The sequence below is a fragment of the Paenibacillus montaniterrae genome (assembly GCF_018403185.1).
Classification (GTDB): Bacteria; Bacillota; Bacilli; order Paenibacillales; family Paenibacillaceae; genus Pristimantibacillus; species Pristimantibacillus montaniterrae.
In genome coordinates, this window is sequence record NZ_BOSE01000001.1 from 345,293 (window position 1) to 365,130 (window position 19,838).

Here is a 19,838-nt window from a genome sequence, read left to right on the forward strand (position 1 = left end):
ATCATTAATTAGGTCATTTTCTGCTAGTGTTTGTTGTTTCTAATGCCGATGTCCTTAATCAAAATGTTACCTTTCGCGGTTTGGTCAAAAACAAAGCTGATTTTTCTGATGTCCTGCGGCATCAAGTTGGAGTTGGCTTCGATCAAGTCAGATACATCAAAGGAAAAGTTTTGAAAGATCGGCTCCTTGATTGTCTGAAGGAATCCAAGCGGCCGTTTTGCGAGAACTCCTTCAAACATGGGAAGTAGGGGAGACACGTGGCTTAACAGCAAGCGGCTGACGTTGCCATTTTTATCTTCCACAGATACCGTCAAATCGACTAACGCGTCCGGTTCACCGGTCTTACGATCTGCATCATTGTTTGCTATCGAAAATACAATGGTGCTTTCATCAGACATTTCGATACCAGAATCGGGCAGAATGACTGTATAGGCAGGAGTGGATCGTGCAGCCTTGTTATCCCACTCCAAGGAAACCGCGCTGTATTGGTCATCCGTAAGTTCCATTTTCACTTTGTCTTCCTTCCAGGCTTTAAGTGACTCTCCCTCCAAGCGTCCACCGGGCAACGTCGTTGTCCCAGGATCATAATCCTCTTCAAAGCTGCTGATCATAGTGGTGTTCCCATCCCAATAATTGCTAATATACATCGTTTCGGGGAGCCATTCCCTGGCGTATCCCAGATCTTTAAACACCGTTCGGTATTGCTCATTTTCCTTGAGTGTGGCCTCTAAAAAGGATGAGATCAGCACTTCCGCCGCGCGAAACTGTTGTTCGCCAGGGAGAAGTTCGGCGTTGTTAAACAGCATGTTTCCAACGCCTACAGCATCGTGTCTTCCCCATGCAGTGTTGAACTGTCCATGATTCGCGCCATAAATGTAAACATAAGCTTTGAAGAATTCGTTGTTATCTGAGAATTGAGTACGGTAATATTGATTCGCTCCAACAAAAGAGTTAACGTCCATATCGTTGGAGCCGTGCAGGGCTAAATAGTTAACGTCCTGGAGTTCAATGGGTTGACCGCTCGGTTTGTATTGCATGTCGGTACCAGCAATTGAAATAAGGGAACGAATGTTGAAATGGTAGTCGAACTTGATGCTTGCGTCCTCGGGATATGTCGTCAAGTCATTATAAGCTGCAGCTATTGCGATGGCTTCGCCTCCCCGAGAATGTCCCATCAGCGCGATATGTTGCATGTCGACTTTGCCATAGAACGGATTACCTTCAACGGAGTTCCACTCATCCCATGTCTTCAAATGCTCCAGTAACAACCAACCTCTAGCGCGATTTTCGTCCTTCAGTCCATCAAGAATAAACAGATCGTCGTACGGGGAAATATTCAGAAAGTTCTCATCAATCGAAGCCAAAATATATCCACGACTTGCTAGCAAATTGCCCAAATAGGCATAGCCCGGATCGGAAAAGTCGGTCGCTAGATGGTTCCCGTGAACAATTAACACTAGTGGGAAGGGGCCATCGCCATCAGGATACCAGACCGTTCCGTTTAACGGCATGGCTTCCGGACCAAAGCCAAAAGTGTTGGTGCGCCGGGAACTCCAGTTGCCCACAAAGGCCGAACCGTCGACGGATTCAGTCGTCAGTCGCCCTTCGACGTCAAGATCCTTGCGGTACGTTGGATCACTAGTATAGGTTATGGATTTTACGCGAAATGCTCCGGGTTCCGCCGGATCAGCCATTGTTGTCTGGTATTGCTCTGATGTTTTGACGGTTTGCAGTGGGTAGGGAACTTGAAGCTTAGCGTAGCCATCGCTCGTGAGCCAGTATCCCAGCACGCAGATCAAAACAAAGACCGCAGCTGCGCCCCCGCCTGCCGTTACTTTCACCCATCTTGCGGCATCGCGATATGCTCCCTTCATTAAGCGATAAAGCAAGGCGCCAAGCAGGGAAGAGGAAAGGATGATGGAAAAAAGAACAAGCAACGTTAGAGGCATGGGCCCTAAAAAGCTGATCAGCAGCAAACAAAACGAAGCAGTCATAAACCATATATAACGGGAAGGTATTTTTTTCGCCCAATGTAACAGCCCGGCAATGATGCCCGCAACAAGCAGGATTGCAGCCAGGGATAGTAATGTACCTAAGAAGTAGTCCGTAATGCCCCGAGATCCAAGATAATAGTACGCTTGCACGAATACAATGGATAACGTGACGAGAGATAAAGTGATTACAGCTCCCTTCCAACTTGAGTCAAGGGGAGGGACTCTTGGAAGAGAAAGCTTAGGTAATAACCTTCTTTTAACTCCCTTTTGAGTATTTGAACGGTTTAATTTCATGGATGTTCCGCCTTTCGAATTCTGTTCAGTTCGCTTACACGATTTAACGCTGGATAAAATCAGTGGTAAACGAAGCTTTTTTCATTGGAAATGGCTATCTTTATTATGATCAATATGAAAGCAAGTGACAAAAGCACAATACCGCTCCACATAAGCTGATGCGCGCCCAACCGGGAAATAAACAAGCCGCCGATCCATGTCCCTACAGTGATGCCAACATTAGAAAAGGAAACAAATAAGCTGTTGCCGAATTCGGGTGCTTCCTTGGCATCAGTCATCAACAAGACTTGACTTAGAATAAGCCCCCCTGAATGCACAGCACCCCACACAAATACGATGACCGCCATTGGCCAAAAATGAGAGCCCCAATAATAAGTAAATAAGTAAATAACCGCATATACGAGAGGAAACAGGATAACCGTTTTTGTCATGCTTTTGTTCAGAAAGAACCCGAACAAGAAGTTCCCTGCAATCATGGTGACGCCAAAGATCATCAACATCACGCTGATCCAGGTACCGTTCATATGGGTGATTTCTCCGAGATATTCTGCAAAGTAGCTATAAACTGAACTCATTCCTGAAAAGATCATCACCACGATCAAGATCGTTAACCACAATTGAGGTTTGCGCAATATGCCAAGCTGCTTGCCGAAAGACATTCTTCCCTTGACAGGCGTTGAAGGCAACCAGACCAGTATGCCTATAAATGCAATGACGCTCACAATAGCTCCAAACAGAAAAGCAGCTTCCAACGAAATTTTTGTAGAGAGATAGGATGTAATAGGTACGCCAAAAGCGAATCCAACGGTTACTCCGGCCATAACCTGGGTGACCGCTTTGCCGCTCTTTTCCGGAGGAACAAGACTGACAGCGGTCGCAAGCGCAATCGAAAAAAAGACAGGATGAAAAAATGCAGGAACAATCCGGAATGCCAGCATAACTTCGAAACTGGTAGTATAAGCATACACCCAATTAGAGATGGCGAACATCAGGATAGCGGATAGTAAGATCGCTTTTCGATTCATGCCCGAAGCGAGTAATGTTAGGAATGGGCCTGAAATGGCAACGATTAAAGCAAATGCACTCACCAGATACCCGGCCTCCGAGGGCGCTATGTGAAACTTTTGAGTGACTAGGGGAAGAACTCCGATCATCCCCATTTCAGTCGTTATAATGCCAAATATACCTAAAGCCAGAAAAAAGATAAGAGTAGAATAGCTATTTTTCATAAAGCGAGCCTCCATCGTTATATTAAAAAGTGGCCTTCAGTTGGAAGACCACTTTTCAGAATGAGTTACTGTTTGTTGGATATTGCGTTATCAAGTAACTGATCTGTATGTAGTATAATTTATAAGAGGTGACAGATGTATGTCACTGTTTCATGCTGAAGAAAAAAAGAGGGGGAACTTATGGATCTGATGGATAGGATTGAGAGATTAATATCTATCATCATGATATTACTGAAAAAAGATATCGCTTCAACGATGGCATAGTGCAAGTGCTACTGAGGAAAAGGCATACGACATTCCGGTTGTTTTTACTAATGTTTGCACTAAGTATGGATTGGCAAGCGGAGATGAGACTGAAGCTTTTAGCAGCAAAAGAGTTTAGTCAAAGAAGACTTCCTAAAAGTCTTACCTACAAGAAAATCAATTAATGCAACGGGTGAACGGACAGAAAAAAATGAAGTCGCAAAGCCCTTTATAAATCTTCCTATTACTACTTCATAAAACTCGTATTTTGTACATATGTATGTAAATCGATTAAATGCCTTGTTTTATATAGATCCTTATTTAGTGTCATACATTATATTCCCCGTTTTTTCAGATGCAAAATAATAAGTTGTGTTTTAACACAAAACTGTACAACTAAAACAAGTTTTAACACAAAACTGTACAACTAAAACACGAGACAAAACTTGAAGATTTGTCTCGTGTTTTTACAAATTTACTACTGTTCAAGTCCTTCAAAATTGCATCGCCAATCAGACACCCACGCGGGAAAATACCCTAATCGGTGAGCTACTCTTTGTGAAGCAATGTTACTTGCGATTACGTCATAACTCGGTATCTCTCCACGTTCCAATATTTCAAAAGTTAACCTGCTTACAAGATAACTAGCCAATCCCAAATTACGATATTTGGGTAATACTTCTATGCCAATTTGCCACAGTTTTGTACAGGTTTTGCTTGCTCCTGCCACACCAACAATTTCCCCATCTTGCTTTGCAAGCACAGCTAGATCAGTCTGCCAGGGAAGATTCGTATCATATATAATAGCTTCATTGAATTTTGTAACATCAAATAAACTGACCACTTCTTCTCGCTGAATCAGATCAAATGAAAAAAATTTCGGCGGTGACATTGGCTTAATTCTTTTTACATCAGGCAGAAAATGCAAGTAAAGACCTCTGATAAATGGTAAGGAGAATACGGTATCCCTGTTTTTACCCTGCATCTGTGTTTTGGCAATTAACAACCGTTCGGGTGTAGCCGATACTACAATTGATTTTCCCATAGACAAGATTTCGAAATAACGTGCCTTCCTCGGAAATGGTCTGCATCCAGGATTTTCTTTAGCTTCAACAAAAATAATGCTATCCTTTTCGCCGTTCAGGTCATCGACAGAGCAATTCAGGTCAATAGCAAGTTGTGATTGCACAATGAACAGCATTTCTTTTTGTGTCATTATCATAGTTACCCTTCCTTTCGCTTCTGGGACGCAACGAAGCGCCGTTGTTCTTTTGGTTCTTCCAAGTTAAATATAGAGCGTCGGTTTTCCAATGTAATTTTTCTGAGCGTAATTATGCGGGACTTCTCCCTTCATCCCTTATCGTTTTGCGCCGCGGTCGCATAAATAACATACAATTTACACCAAAAAAATAATAGACTTATGTTGAATTTTTTTATATACTATTATGTATCCATGACTTTTTTAGGCTACCCTTTTTGCATATTGGCTAATGGTTAATCGGCATATAATTGTGCCGGTTTTATTTTTTTGTTGACGTAATCTGCCCTATAGCCTAACGCCCCACCCAGCCTATGACCTTTATTCAAGCATAGTTGTTTCGGCGTGGTCATTAATTAAGCAGACATGTGTCTCACAAAAACGACATAAGTCTGCTTAATTACATTTAAAGATATACTGTTTTCGATCATTTTATTTAAGCTGTTTTGTGGCGCCGCACAACAAGGCTGCCGATTGATTGCCGGGCAGTACCGTTCGATTTAACAAACCAAAGTTAGGTTTACTCATTTATATACTTTTCAAATTCACTTTTCAGCCAATACTGATTCTGATACGCAATATACTGTTCCATCCGTATCAGTAATTCGACCAACTCCGGCTTAGTGAGCTGCATATAGCGCTGTCGAACTCGATCTATGTCACGATCCTGTTTAATGTGCTTGAATGCATCTAAATCATTGTCTAAGGTCTTGTGTGACCTTTTGCGAGGCCTATAAGCCTTAGTAGTACTGTGCTGAAGAAAATGATTATGAAGCTCTTGATTCTTTCGGATTGTATTTTGATGTATTCCTAATCCGTCTGGATCTATTTCTTTAGATTTGTCCGATACAGTTCTGTATGAAACCGTTTTACCCTCTTTGATAAGTGTATCGATCGCTTTTACACCAAGTTCAAGTGAACGGTTCTTCCTCTTGTCGTAAGATGCTTGAAGCCATTCCAGTTCATTTGTTTGAGGAGATACGAATTTCCGGTGCATATGTCTCATCCTTTTGAGATTTCTCTATCAGTTGGATCTCCTTAAGTTCATTTTTAGCTCTATTTTTAGCTATTTTCATCTTCTTTGCTTCAAGGAGTAACCCCAACTGTTCAAATCGTTTTTCACTCTCGTCCGCCCAATTATAAAAGGCAGCTATTTCTTCTTTAAACTCCGGTCGTGGAACTTTCGCTCCACATCCGACACAAGCCATTTTAGTCGGGCATACCGAGTCAATGGTACAGATGCCTCCAACTACCTTTGACATGGTTCCTACCTTTTCTCGATAATCTTCATAAAGCTCTTTAAGCTCTTCCGGTCCCCTAAGAATACCCTTTTGGATATCGACATATGAAATCCAGTTTTCGTGAAGCGAGTTTATTGATTCGGAAACCTGTTGAGCTGTAGGTGCAGAATAGTATGAAGTCACCTCAATATCCTTTTGATGGAGCAACGTTTTCACAATGTCGACCGGTATTTTTTCCGTTTGAACCGCATGTGTCGCAAATGCATGTCTCAACAGATGAGCTTTCAAAACAACTTGATTGCCTTCTGCTGATTGAATCACAATACCGTGTAAAAGAAAACGAAGGATCGCATTAAGTGTTATAACGTTAACGTGTCTCGACTGGTACTGAAAAATATATCTTTTCGGCGGCAATAGATGTTTCCTGCTATCAACATCATACTCGACCTCTGGAATGGAATCGGACTTATAGGATTCCTTAAGCATTTTCAGAATTTCTGACATAAACTTAAAGACTTCTTCTGGCAAATAATAATTCTCTGGCTCTTCCCTTCCTTTAGGGATCAACCGGAAAATGTAGTTTTTTCTTGGCGGACTAACACTTTTATCTACCGTCACCACACAGCAGTCTTTATCATAACTAATTTGCAGCAGTTCATTAATTCTGGCACCAGATGATGTTATAATATCGAGTGCAAATCTTGCGAACGTACATGCCACATAGATTGGCTCGATGTTAATTAGGAGTTTATTCGTAATCTTGGCAGTTCGTGTTACGTCAAATCCTTGAACCAGCAGGCCTGGGTTCCTGGTAGAAAATGGGGAGGGTATTTTCCCACCATCTTCTATCTCGTACCCCCAATGATTAAGATAATCAACTATTTTTTCTCTTCGTTCATCCGAGACTTGCTCAGGGGCCCAGTTACCCAACAGCCTTAGCCTTAGAAGCTCTAAAAACCACAGCCCCTCACCTTCAGACCCGTCCTCTAACTTTTCCGCTTTAACAAATTCAAGAATACAGTCCTCGTCTTTAAAATCTCTGTAACGCTTATTCTCACCTTGGGACTGGCCAAAGCCTTTAAGATCTCTAAGAATAAAATGCCATCGTTCACCTACATATTCTGATTCATCGTAATGAAATTCTATTGGAAGTGCCAATCGCTGCTCTCTAACGTTCATAATGGCCTTACGGTAGGCTTCACGCAGCCGGCTCACTTGATTCCATCTAAGATGCCCCTCTGCCCTTATTTCAGGCAATAAAGGTGTTACAGCCGAAGTGTCTTCTTTTCGCTTGGTTTTTGCATTAGTAATGGCCTTTGTACGAACGCTAAAATCTCTATTATCATAAGGAAGATTAGGAAGCAGATACGCGGAAAGAGCAGTCTGCTTTTCATCGTTAAACTTCGTACCCAACCATTTTTTCAGATTAAACATAAAGGTGTTGTAGCCTGTCAAAATCGATTGCCGCTGTCGATCAGAATGACCAGGCAGAATTTGACCTGTTACGTACTGCTCTATGTGTGTTGGCAAAAACTCCTCCATGGCCGACAGCTTAAAATGATTGAACAAATCCCGAAATCGAGCATTCAGAGAACTCGTGATATTCATAATCGATTGTGGTGTTAAATTTCGATCGGACAAACATATAAGCGCTAATGCAAAATGGTTTGCCCACGGATGAGCTGCACATTGCCGAACAAAATATTTGATATTTTTCTCCTCAACTTTATCCCAGTAGTAATCTCCGTTTGGATCAGACAAAAGTAACAGTTCCTCCGATATTTTACCGCTAAGAAGGGCTCCCCAGGTTTTGTCTTGGATTTCCTCTTGTAATTGCACTGCTGTAGACACTACGGTTCCATCCCTTCAAAAAATTCATTTAACCAGTCTTGTTTCTCATCGGAGCTCTTAAGCTCAAAAGCCATAAGTATTTCAGGTGATTTGACCACTGAGCGCTTCTTAGCTGATTTGAAGTACTCTTTCTCGCGTTGCATGTAGCTCTCCTGAAGCTTCTCATGTAAATCTCGGAATTTCTGTTCATCGTAATAATGCTCATACACGCTTAATGTCTCTGGGTCTCGCCATTTCATATATTCAATAAGCTGCTTCTTCTTGTCTTCGATTTGGGCAGCTGTTTCAGATTGCTCATAAATGCCGCGCAACATGGAAGTCACAAACCAATGCCTTGCTTTATGTGGATTTAGTTTGATCCCGGCATTTTTGGTGATGGTAGACCAATTTGAATAAAAAGCTGAGTATGTGTATGGAGTACCCCTGGTTGATAAAAATAATGGTTCGCCATCAGGCAAGTCGTTGAATTTTACTTGTGTGCTTGCGAAATGACGTCGCTCTGAGTTCACGTATTTTATTAATAACTTTAATGTTTCAGGGGATATCCGAATGAACTTGATTCGTCGCTTAAAGCTGCCTTTATTCGTAGCAGCTAGTTCATGGATATCCGAACGTTTTCTGTAATCCCCAACAGTAAGCTCTAATATCTCAGATATTCTCGCCCCTGTTTCAAACATAAATCTGGTTATTACTTCATCCCTTAGTCGCCAACCCTGAGTATCCCCAGCCTGGTAAATGCGGTATGGCAGATCCCAATCTCCAATGATCTCAGGTACCCATTCTTCATTGATGATCTTAAAATAAGAATCTGTTTGTTTTCTGAAAGATAGCGGTTCCTCGGTACCTGCCGCTTTGGGCATCCTTGGTCTGTTCCCCCTTTCCCCTGGTTGTTCAGAAACACTATCTTTATATTCTAAATCGATAAGTGGATTGGCCTGTGTATACTTCTTTAAGCGAATCATGGTCTTATAAAAACCTTTAATAGCGGACAGATACAGTTGAACAGTTTTGGAGCTTTTACTCGTTAAGTACACGCCTTCATGTCCGTCTCTGCCACGAATCTTACAATTCATCTGTTCTATTAAATATTGCCTTACAGCTTCCTTAACAGCCTCTGGATCATCATCCCAAGAAACCTTTCTGGCTTTGTAGTAGCTTTTGTACTTTAACCAATAAAAGAATGGCTCTAAGGTGTTTAAATATGCGATTACGGAACTCTCACTGATCCTGTTGAACTGATCATGATAAAACTCTGTAAGAGGAATGAACGCCTCCTTCTTATCGTCAAAAACAATGAGACGGTATTTGCTGTTCACTCCTTCAGGACAATATGCATGAAAAAATGAAGCCATTACCTCCATTACCTCCACCTATCTTTTACACAAAAAAGGACATTTCCGTTCCTATGAAATGGATGTCCACATATGATGTGTAACACTATATGAAAATACAGCAGTATCAAAGCCTCGTCAACAAAACTTATATATTAATATTACGTAGTATTTTGTACATATGTATAAATATCGTTAGATCCCTTGATACTGATATTTTCTATGGTTCACTGAACTATATACTTCTATTTTTATTTGTTAGATTATCTAGTAAAAACCCTCCACTTTGTGTATGTGAAGGGTTTTGTTTTTAACGATCATTTATCTTCGCACTGTAATGAATGAGAAAATAAAGTTATAGGCTACCGCTGTGTTGTTGAACTAACGTTTCCGTTAGCGCAACAACGACTTTTCGGCTGCGTCCACAGTGTGCTTCAACAAGGTGGCAATTGTCACTGGTCCGACTCCAGCAGGAACTGGAGTAATTGCATAGGCATTTTCCAGACATTCATTAAAGTCTACATCTCCGACATTTCCTTCGTTGTAACCAGCGTCCAGGACAATGGCCCCCGGCTTTATCCAATCCCCTCGAACAAAATTCGGTTTTCCTACAGCCGCAACTACTACATCCCCGAGTCGAACAATATCTTCTAAATTTATTGTTCTGGAGTGGCATGTTGTAACGGTCGCGTTTTTATTTAAAAGCATTGCAGATACTGGCTTTCCGAGGATTGGGCTTCTGCCGATAACTACTGCGTGTTTGCCCTCAACTTGTAAGTTGTAATATTCAAGAATAGCCATGATAGCAGCTGGGGTGCAAGATGGAAATGTAGCAGCACCAAAAGCATTGAGTGCATATCCAAGAGTAGTTACTCCGTCGACATCCTTCTCGATGCTAATAGCATCAAACGCTGCCCGCTCGTCTATATGATGTGGCACTGGATGTTGCAACAATATCCCATGCACATCTGGATCATGGTTTAGCTTATTAATTTGCGATATTAATTCGTCCGTAGTAATGTCCGCAGGGAGATCTATTCGGATCGATTGCATCCCTAGCCTTTTGCATGCATTCCCCTTCATACGTACATATGTCTTCGATGAAGGATTATCACCAACTAATATCGTTGCTAGGCAAGGTACTATTCCCTTCTTAGAAAGCTCCGTTATTCGATCAATCAAATTTCCCTTGATGCTGTCTGCCACTCGATTCCCGTCTAGAATTAATTTTTCCATATTCTTTTTAACCAGCCCTTTCTAAACATAAAGAGGTAAGGGATTAGAACCCCTTACCTCTGCCCAGGCGTACGGCTATACAAATATGTGCTCCCTCGTGGTACTCCACGTTTACGCCAAGGAAGAGCAAGTTTATTGTTTATAACCGTGTTTAAGGCTTCCTCGATAGCTTCTTTTATCCTAGAGACTTGGATTATACCTTAGTGTAAGGTTTGCTTGTGGTTGGCGATCATGCTTCAAACGTTAGTTGAAAAACGGCAGCCGTTGGCCAACTGCCGTCATGTCATAGAGCTACTATCCCCGATGGATTTCTATGTGGGCCATCGTAGTACACTATTTATTGCTCCAACTATCCTTTAGCGGAACTATTCGGTTAAATATCAGCTGATCATGGGTTCTATACTTACTATCAACGCAAAAGTAGCCATGTCGGATGAATTGGAATTTCTCTTCCAGAGGGAAATCTTTAATAGAAGGCTCAATAAGTACGTCCTGTATGGTAACCAATGAGTTAGGATTTATCTTTTCAGTCCACTCCTTGCCACCTTCCATCGAAGTTTCTTCATCAAGCAGCATTTTTTCATAGAGATTAACATCAATCTTAACAGCCTGGTCCGCTGGAACCCAATGAATTGTCCCCTTCACCTTTCGTCCTGTAAACCCAGTGCCACTCTTCGTAAGCGGGTCATAGGTGCAGTGAAGTTCTGTGATTTCTCCTGTTTCACGGTCCTTGATCACTTCTTCACACCTGATGAAATAAGCTCCTTTCAGCCTGACTTCTGCATTTGGACTTAGCCTGTGAAAACCCTTTGGCGGCTGCTCCAAAAAATCATTACGCTCGATATAAATCGTTTTGGAAAAAGGAACTTCTCTCTTCCCCATCGCCTCGTTTTCACTATTGTTTTCAATCATTAGCATCTCTACGTCATCTTCAGGATAGTTTGTAAGGACGACTTTCAAAGGGTGCAATACCGCCATTACGTTAATCGATTTTCCTTTTAACTCCTGTCTGAGGCAATGATCTAAGAGCGATATGTCCACCATACTTTCCGTTCGAATTCCGCCAATTGTCTCGATGAAGCTACGGATGCTTTCCGGCGTGAAACCTCTTCTTCTAAGCCCTTGAATCGTTGGAAGTCTTGGATCATCCCACCCGTCAACGTAACCGCCTTCTACCATTTGCCTTAAAAAACGTTTGCTTGTGACAACGCCTGTTAAATTTAGCCGCCCAAACTCCCTTTGCCGCGGAGGATCAGAGATATCAAGCTCTTTTAATACCCATTCGTACAAGGGACGGTGATCTTTAAATTCAACTGAGCATAAGGAGTAAGTGATTCCTTCAATTGCGTCCTGGATCGGATGAGCAAAATCGTACATAGGATAGATGCACCATTCACTTCCTGTTCTGTAATGCTCAGAAAAAATAATTCGATAAATAATAGGATCTCGCATATTTATATTGGGCGAAGCCATATCAATTTTGGCGCGAACAACCTTAGAAGCAGCCGAGAATTTTCCATCTTTCATTTTTTCAAACAGCTCCAGATTTTCCTCAACTGAACGATATCTATAAGGGCTGTTTTTACCTGGCTCAGTCAAAGTTCCTCGATACTCTGTCACTTCGTTCGGTGACAAATCACAGACGTATGCCTTCCCCTTCTTGATCAATTTAACCGCGGCATGATAGATTTCGTGTGAGTAGTCCGATCCAAAGTAGATATGTTTACCCGGATCGTATCCTAACCACTTTATGTCCTCAACGATCGCGTTAACGTACTCGATATCCTCTTTAAGGGGGTTGGTATCATCAAAACGCAAATGAAATGTCCCATTAAATGTTTGAGCTACCGAATAGTTCGTGTGTATGGCATAGGCGCTTCCAATGTGAAGGTAACCATTAGGCTCGGGTGGAAAGCGCGTGCACATATTTCTGCCAAAAGGATTCTGGTCAAGCTCTTCCTTAATCCATCTAAACATAAAATTTTCAGTATGGTGTTCCTTATCGTTAACCATGTCGACTCCTCCTAATGAACTGGATATGGAAAAATAAAAAAAATTTCACCTCCAAGACCTTATGTCTTGGGGACGAAATTTTCGTGGTGCCACCCCAGCTTCATTAATATGTCGCCATATTAACCTCTTCAAGTACGGCATTGCATCCAATGCTTATACTCTAGCTCTGTAACGGGAGCTCCCGTCATGCCATCCCCAGATACGGTTCCGACATGCTGCTCAGAGGCTTGCTTCTTGGAAAAGTTCTTGACTCCTTTTCAGCTACCGGAGCTCTCTGTGCAAGGACATTTTCCCTTACTCTTCTCGTCATCGCGTTTGATTATGGCTTAATAATATCAAATCATTCCCTTTTTTGTAAACTAAAATTCTAACTTTAAACTTTTTACCAATCTCTTTATCGTTGCATTGATGCGTTGATGAATTGATACATTAGTTGCTGCTTGAATGTTTCCGTTAATCCCACTCAAAGGCACCTGTGTACAATTGATAATAGTTTCCTTTAGCCGCCAGCAGCTGCTCGTGATCCCCGCGTTCCTTGATTTGGCCTTTTTCAAGAACCATAATGGCATCGGAATTTCGTACGGTAGATAACCGGTGGGCGATCACAAACACGGTTCGACCCTTCATCAGATTATCCATACCCTTCTGGATCAGCGCTTCTGTTCGAGTATCGATGGATGATGTTGCTTCATCCAGAATCATGACGGGCGGATTAGCAATCGCCGCTCTGGCAATCGCCAGCAGTTGACACTGTCCCTGTGACAGTCCATTGCCGCTGCCATCAAGCCGTGTCTCATACCCGTCAGGCAAACGTTCAATAAAACTCGCCGCATACGACAGCTTCGCAGCATGGATCACCTCATCGTCACTGGCCTCCAGTCTTCCGTATCGAATGTTCTCAGCTATCGTACCGGAGAACAGATGGGTATCCTGCAGTACAATTCCCAGAGAATGCCGCAAATCTGCTTTTCGAATACGCTGAATATTAATGCCATCGTAGATGATCTCGCCTTCTGTTATATCGTAAAAACGATTCAACAGATTGGCTACGGTAGTCTTGCCCGCACCCGTTGCACCTACGAACGCGAGTTTCTGTCCAGGCATGGCATATAACGTAATATTCTGAAGCACTTGTTTCTTTCCATCATACGTAAAGCTGACGTCTTTAAACTCCACTTTGCCTTTCAGAACAACGCTTGTTCCATCCTCCAGTTTCCAGACCCATCCGGTCTGATCCTGATTTTTCTCCAAGGTTACACGGCCTTCATCTGCTTCAGGCTGTTCATCCATCAAGTTAAAGATCCGCTGTGCCCCTGCAAGAGCCACGACAAACATGTTGACCTGCGAGGAGATTTCGGCAATCGGCATCGTAAAATTACGGGACAAGCTCAGAAAAGCTGCGATACTTCCAAGAGTCAGCCCGGCATTCCAGCCCGATATCGCCATAGCTCCGCCCGCAATAGCCACAAGCACGTAGATTAATGTGGCAAGATTTGCATTGATTGGCATGAGGATATTCGAATATTTGTTAGCTGTTACCGAGTTGTCAAATAATTCGTCATTCAGGCGGGCAAATTGTTCCATCGCTTTTTGTTCGCGACCGAACACCTGCACCACTTTTTGCCCATGAATGATCTCCTCAATATATCCATCCACCACACCGATCGATTCCTGCTGCCGGAAAAAGTGCTGGGTTGCCTTAGTACCCACGGTTTTGGTAATCCAGAGCATGGCAAGTGCACCTAGCACAACCACGATCGTTAACGGCACATCCAGATATAACATCGTACCGAGAACGACCAACACTGTCACCGCAGTGGACAACAGCTGGGGCAATCCATCCGTCAGCATCATGTTCAGCGTGTCCACATCGTTCGTGTAATGACTCATAATATCCCCGTGGGCTTTACGGTCAAAATATTTAATAGGCAGCTTCTGCATGTGTTCGAATAAGCGGTCACGAATCCTTTTCATAATCTGCTGTGAGACGGTAATCATCAGCCGTTTCGAGACAAACGTACTAATGACTCCAGCAGCGTAGATTACAGCCAGGATGATTAAAGCCTGTAATAAGGCGTCAAACACTGGATTGTGATTTCCGAGCAACGGCGTAATAAAGTCGTCGATCAGCAATCGCAGAAAGGCCGCTGAAGCGACAGAGACGGCGGAACTAACCAGAACCAGAATCAGCGCCAATGCCGTTCTGAATTTGTAATATTTAAAATAGGATAGCAAACGTTTTATCGTCTGACCGTAATTCATGTTATCCATCCAGTGCTTCCCCGCCTTTCTTCTGTGTATAATAAGCCTCTTGATATATTGTGTTTCTGCCCAGCAGTTCCTCATGGGTTCCGATATCCACCATCTTGCCTTCATCCATTACGACAATCTGATCAGCATCTTCAACAGATGCAATACGCTGGGCAATAATAATTTTGGTTGTATCCGGTATGCTTTCCTTGAAAACGTTGCGGATTAACGCGTCTGTCCGTGTATCTACAGCGCTGGTGGAATCATCCAGAATCAGAATCTTCGGTTTTTTGAGCAAAGCTCTGGCAATACACAGTCTCTGCTTCTGACCTCCCGAAACGTTAGTACCGCCTTGTGCCAAGTGAGTGTCATATCCATCCGGGAACATGGAAATAAACTCATGTGCCTGCGCCGCTTTGCATGCTTCAATCAGCTCTTCATCGGTCGCATTTTCATTGCCCCAACGCAGGTTCTCCTTAATCGTGCCTTCAAACAGGACATTTTTTTGCAATACCATCGCGACCTGGCTGCGAAGCACACTTAGATCATATTCCTTCACATTGACTCCACTAACAAGGACTTCACCCTCGCTGGCATCATATAGACGCGGAATCAGTTGCACCAAGGTGGACTTTGCACTGCCCGCAGCTCCAATAATACCGATCGTCTGTCCCGAAGCAATTCGCAGATTAATACCAGACAGGGCATAATTCTCGGCTTTGTCGGAGTAACGGAAGGACACCTTACGGAATTCAATCTCTCCACTGTGCAGCTCTGTAACTGGCGAATCGGGACTGGTAATGTCGGACTGTTCACTTAACAGGTCATTAATCCGTCCCGCCGAAGCGCGAGCAATAGCAACCATAATAACTACGATGCCCAGGGTCATCAAGCTCATTAGAATTTGCATGGAATACGCGAATACACTCGTAAGCTCGCCGGTAGTCATGCTTCCACCCACAACCAGTTTGGCTCCAATCCATGAGATGATCAGCATCACGGCATACAGCACAATTTGCATCAGTGGAAGTTCGTACGACAGAATGCGTTCTGCCTTAACCATCTGTGCCAATATCCGCTGGGATACGGCCTGAAACTTGGATATCTCACGCTCTTCTCGCACATAAGATTTTACGACTCGAATGCCGCGTACATTTTCCTGGACAACTTTATTCAGATCATCATAACTGCCAAAAGCACGCTCAAAAATCGGGAAAGAATACTTCATGATGATGATCATGCCAATGGCCAGCACAGGGATAACAATCATGAACCAAGAAGCAATAGACGGACTGATGCGATACGTCATAATCGTCGCAAAGATCATCATTACCGGACTGCGAAAGGCAATCCGGATAATCATCAGAAATGCATTTTGCACATGCGTAATATCCGTAGTCAGTCTGGTGACGATACCTGAGGTCGAGAATTTATCCATATTGGAATACGACAACTGCTGCACATGACGGAACAGGTCGTAACGCAAATTTTTACCAAACCCAGACATGGCAATCGCAGAATGCTTGCCCGCCAGCGCCCCAAATACCAGGGACACAAGAGCAAACAACACCAGAATCAAGCCGTACTTCACCACCTGATTCATCTGCCCCCCCGTGATCCCCTGATCAATTAATTCTGCCATAAACAGCGGGATTATGACTTCCATGGCCACTTCACCAAGTAAAAACAAAGGCGTCAGCCACGTATCTTTCTTATATTCCCGTACACTTTGCAGTATTTTCCTTACCATAAGCATTCTCCTCATCAAGAAATAAACACACTGATCTGCGATCTAAAAGTAGACTGGCTATCAGAACAGATGTATTATAAACTGTATAGTAACTATACAGTCAATCTACTTTTTTTGATTTGGGGGTACTTATGCATCCAAATGAAATGTTATCCATTAGTGCTTTTTCCAAGCTGTCCGAGGTTTCGCGTAAAACCCTCATTTACTACGACCGCATCGGTCTGTTCAAACCTGCCTTTGTGGCGGATAATGGTTATCGCTATTATAGCCACAGCCAGTTTGAAACGATCAGCGTTATTCATATTTTCAAAGAGCTGGGCATGTCCCTGGAGGAAATTCAGCAGCATCTCGGTGAGCGTTCTCCGGAAACTACCCTTAATTTGCTGCGTAAACAGGAGGAAAATCTGCAGCTGCAGATCACTAAACTGACTCGGGCGAAACAAATGATTATACAGCGTGCGGAAAATATAGAGCAATCCATGCATCTGGACACCAACCAAATGCATGTCATCTGGCAGCCTAAAACCCCCTTGCTTCTGAGCCGCCGCATCTACTCATCCAAAAAGGAGTTCTCAGAGGAGCTCTGGGAGGATTTTCGGGCGCGGCTGAACAAGGAGCATGCGCCACTTGGATACCCTAGTGGGGTCATCATTCCCAAGGATGATCTGCTGAAGGCGGATGGCGACATGATCTCCCATATGTACAGCTTTATGACGACAACGCATCACAAACAGGCCTATATGCCGGAGGGTTTCTATCTTGTGTCTTATGCCAGAGCAGATTACGGGGATACCGAGAAGATCTATACACAAATCTTTGAATATATCAAGAAGAAACAGTACGTCATTAAGGGCGATGCTTACGAGGATTACATGCAGGATGAGATCGTATTGCAACATGCAGAGGATTATCTTGTTCGGGTTATGGTGCACATTGAGGAACCAGTAGATGGTTATCATTTTCCTTAGTAGATCGTGCTCGTGCATATTGATAGGGGCTGACCACAAAGCCGGCCCCTATGAGCCGGCTTTGTGGTTAGCCCCTACCCTACTTTAGTGAATTATAAATGCTTTCATGACATCATCAGGTCGCAGGTATTTTCTCCGCATTACATATTACTCGATTCATTATAAGATTTCTTGATCTTCTAATTGTATTTAAGTAATTCTGAAATGGACAGAAATTCATTAATCTGCCCTTTTCTTTCTCGATAACTCTGTCGCATAATACGCCATGGCGATAGCCGGTAAAGCGATTCCGATCAGAAGTGCCGCCTCCCAGCCGCCTATTGCGTAAGCCCAGCCCCCTGCCGCAGAGCCGATAGCGCCTCCTAAAAAGAAAATCGCCATATATAAACCGTTAAGCCTGCTGCGAAATTCCGCTCCTAAAGAGAAAATCACTCGCTGCCCGAGAACCATGTTGGCGGAAACTCCCATGTCAAGTAAAATCGCCGCAGCTACGAGGATGGGGACTGCGAGTACAGAACTTGATGGAACCAGTAAAGGAAGCAGCATGGAAAAGATGACGATGGCCAATGCCCATCCCGTAGCCGGACGAACCCATCCACGGTCTGCCATACGGCCAGCAGCTGGCGCCACTATTGCTCCCATTACCCCGACTAATGCGAACAGAGCGACCTCCTTCTGAGTGAAATGGAACGGCGTACTTGTCAATACCAACGGAACTGTAGTCCAAAACAAACTGAACGTTCCGAATACACAAGCATGATAAATTGCCCTCCGGCGCAATGCCGCTGTCGTCTTCAGTAGATGCAGCATGGAGTGCAGCAGCGCCGGGTAAGCTGTAGCGATCGAAGGCTTCCTTGAAGGTAGTGCCTTTGCCAATACTAGAGCCAGCACGAACATCAATGCTGCAGAGATAAAATATATGGCGCGCCAGCCCATATACTCCGCCACCAAGCTTGAAATAGGACGGGCAAGCATAATCCCGAGAAGCAGCCCGCTCATGACGTTGCCTACATTGCGACCGCGCACGGCTTCAGGTGAAAGATGAGCCGCATACGGTACAAGGATTTGTGCTGCTACGGAACCTACTCCGATTACGAGCGAAGCAGTGAGGAACAGGATTGCGCTTTTGATTACAGCAGCAATTGTCAAAACAACAGCTGTAATGAGCAATAATGAAAGGATCAGCTTACGATTTTCCAGGATGTCTCCGAGCGGTACGATAAATAATAAGCCAATCCCATAGCCGATTTGAGTCAACGTCACGATAAGTGCGGTAGCCCCGGAGGAGAGCCCGATGGTCGAACCGATCGAGCCTATCAATGGTTGAGCATAATAAAGATTTGCCGCTATAATACCACAAGCGGCTGCCAGGATAAAAATCAGCGCTGGCGAAACCGATTTTTCTGTTGGAACGGAAGCTGCATGCATAGAAAGTCTCCTTTGCTTACAAGTTTTTTTGGAACAATCGTTCCGGAATGTGTAAAAAAAATATGTTATAGCATTTCCATCACTGTGTCTATCATCTGCTGCATCTTGCTGCGGTCACCCTGCACCTTCGCAACGATATTTATACCATGGTTCAGGTTTAAGAGCAGATGAGATAAAGTCTTGATATCTTTCTCGGGCATGATTTCTCCCGTCTCCTGACCTTTGCACAGCAGCTCGTAGAAGGATTTCTCTAACTCCTCAAACCGCTCTCTGATCAACGCATTCAGTTGCTCATCTGGCGAATCCATTCCGACTGCTGCATTAGTAATGAGACAGCCCTTCGGTGACTCGCTGTCCAGGGCGGAATCGATGTGTACCTCGAAGTACTTCCGGATTCCTGCTTTTGCAGATGTCGCATTGACGAGGATGTCCCTTTTGGCTTGCTTCCATTTCTTGTACCAGTTGATCGCCTCGATATAAAGCGTTTGTTTATCCCCGAACGTTTCATACAGACTTGATCTGCTTAGATCCATAGCTTCCAGCAAATCGGGAATGCTTGCCGCTTCATAGCCCTTCTTCCAAAAAACGAGCATCGCTTTATGAAGCACCGCTTCTTTATCAAATTCTTTGTTGCGCCCCATGTTTCTCCCTCCGTTTCTGTAGGTACAGTATATACTTTTCCGGAACGATAAGTCCAGTATTTTTTGCAGATGTGTACTAATGTTAATAACCCGAACCCACCATTTATTTAT

Annotated in this window: 13 protein-coding genes and 1 other annotated feature; of the genes, 1 reads left to right on the plus strand and 12 read right to left on the minus strand. The window is 43.5% G+C overall.

The genetic code is table 11. The features are described 5' to 3' along the window. Positions 1–23 precede the first annotated feature (23 nt). The 10 genes from KJS52_RS01690 to KJS52_RS01735 all read right to left on the minus strand — a co-directional run bounded on the left by KJS52_RS01690 (position 24) and on the right by KJS52_RS01735 (position 16,690). The gene (locus KJS52_RS01690; protein ID WP_213512906.1) at positions 24–2,288 is read right to left on the minus strand and encodes an alpha/beta hydrolase family protein; all 2,265 of its coding nucleotides are present in this window, start codon (positions 2,286–2,288) and stop codon (positions 24–26) included. A gap of 59 nt (positions 2,289–2,347) precedes the next feature. Then, the gene (locus KJS52_RS01695) at positions 2,348–3,517 is read right to left on the minus strand and encodes an MFS transporter (RefSeq protein ID WP_213512907.1); all 1,170 of its coding nucleotides are present in this window, start codon (positions 3,515–3,517) and stop codon (positions 2,348–2,350) included. Between the two features lie 721 nt (positions 3,518–4,238). Further along, a complete protein-coding gene (locus tag KJS52_RS01700; protein ID WP_246563037.1) occupies positions 4,239–4,982 on the minus strand; it encodes a GNAT family N-acetyltransferase in 744 nt (247 codons plus the stop codon). Positions 4,983–5,538: 556 nt separating this feature from the next. Next, complete coding sequence (locus KJS52_RS01705; RefSeq protein WP_213512908.1) at positions 5,539–6,015, minus strand: hypothetical protein; 477 nt, start codon at positions 6,013–6,015, stop codon at positions 5,539–5,541. Beyond that, positions 5,981–8,110, minus strand: coding sequence for a site-specific integrase (locus tag KJS52_RS01710; protein WP_213512909.1), 2,130 nt, complete (start codon positions 8,108–8,110; stop codon positions 5,981–5,983). Before KJS52_RS01710 ends, KJS52_RS01705 begins: the two co-directional genes overlap by 35 nt. Then, positions 8,110–9,471: a tyrosine-type recombinase/integrase gene (locus tag KJS52_RS01715; RefSeq protein WP_246563039.1), complete on the minus strand. Its 1,362-nt coding sequence runs from the start codon at positions 9,469–9,471 to the stop codon at positions 8,110–8,112. The genes KJS52_RS01710 and KJS52_RS01715 overlap by 1 nt, the downstream gene beginning before the upstream one ends. A gap of 363 nt (positions 9,472–9,834) precedes the next feature. After that, positions 9,835–10,677 (minus strand): bifunctional 5,10-methylenetetrahydrofolate dehydrogenase/5,10-methenyltetrahydrofolate cyclohydrolase, encoded by an 843-nt coding sequence (locus tag KJS52_RS01720; RefSeq protein ID WP_213512910.1) that lies wholly within the window; start codon positions 10,675–10,677, stop codon positions 9,835–9,837. A gap of 333 nt (positions 10,678–11,010) precedes the next feature. After that, on the minus strand, positions 11,011–12,690 hold the full coding sequence (locus KJS52_RS01725; protein ID WP_213512911.1) for a glutamine--tRNA ligase/YqeY domain fusion protein: 1,680 nt from the start codon (positions 12,688–12,690) through the stop codon (positions 11,011–11,013). Positions 12,691–12,755: 65 nt separating this feature from the next. After that, positions 12,756–13,009: a binding site (T-box leader), on the minus strand. A 134-nt stretch (positions 13,010–13,143) separates the two neighbouring features. Continuing rightward, on the minus strand, positions 13,144–14,961 hold the full coding sequence (locus KJS52_RS01730) for an ABC transporter ATP-binding protein (protein ID WP_213512912.1): 1,818 nt from the start codon (positions 14,959–14,961) through the stop codon (positions 13,144–13,146). After that, on the minus strand, positions 14,954–16,690 hold the full coding sequence (locus KJS52_RS01735) for an ABC transporter ATP-binding protein (RefSeq protein WP_213512913.1): 1,737 nt from the start codon (positions 16,688–16,690) through the stop codon (positions 14,954–14,956). The genes KJS52_RS01730 and KJS52_RS01735 overlap by 8 nt, the downstream gene beginning before the upstream one ends. Before the next feature lie 131 nt (positions 16,691–16,821). On the opposite strand from KJS52_RS01735, the gene KJS52_RS01740 reads away from it, so the two are divergent. Beyond that, on the plus strand, positions 16,822–17,658 hold the full coding sequence (locus tag KJS52_RS01740; protein ID WP_213512914.1) for a MerR family transcriptional regulator: 837 nt from the start codon (positions 16,822–16,824) through the stop codon (positions 17,656–17,658). A 219-nt stretch (positions 17,659–17,877) separates the two neighbouring features. Here the strand turns inward: KJS52_RS01740 and KJS52_RS01745 are convergent, their stop codons facing one another. Further along, complete coding sequence (locus KJS52_RS01745; protein ID WP_213512915.1) at positions 17,878–19,086, minus strand: MFS transporter; 1,209 nt, start codon at positions 19,084–19,086, stop codon at positions 17,878–17,880. Between the two features lie 65 nt (positions 19,087–19,151). Beyond that, the gene (locus tag KJS52_RS01750; protein WP_213512916.1) at positions 19,152–19,727 is read right to left on the minus strand and encodes a TetR/AcrR family transcriptional regulator; all 576 of its coding nucleotides are present in this window, start codon (positions 19,725–19,727) and stop codon (positions 19,152–19,154) included. Positions 19,728–19,838: the final 111 nt, after the last annotated feature.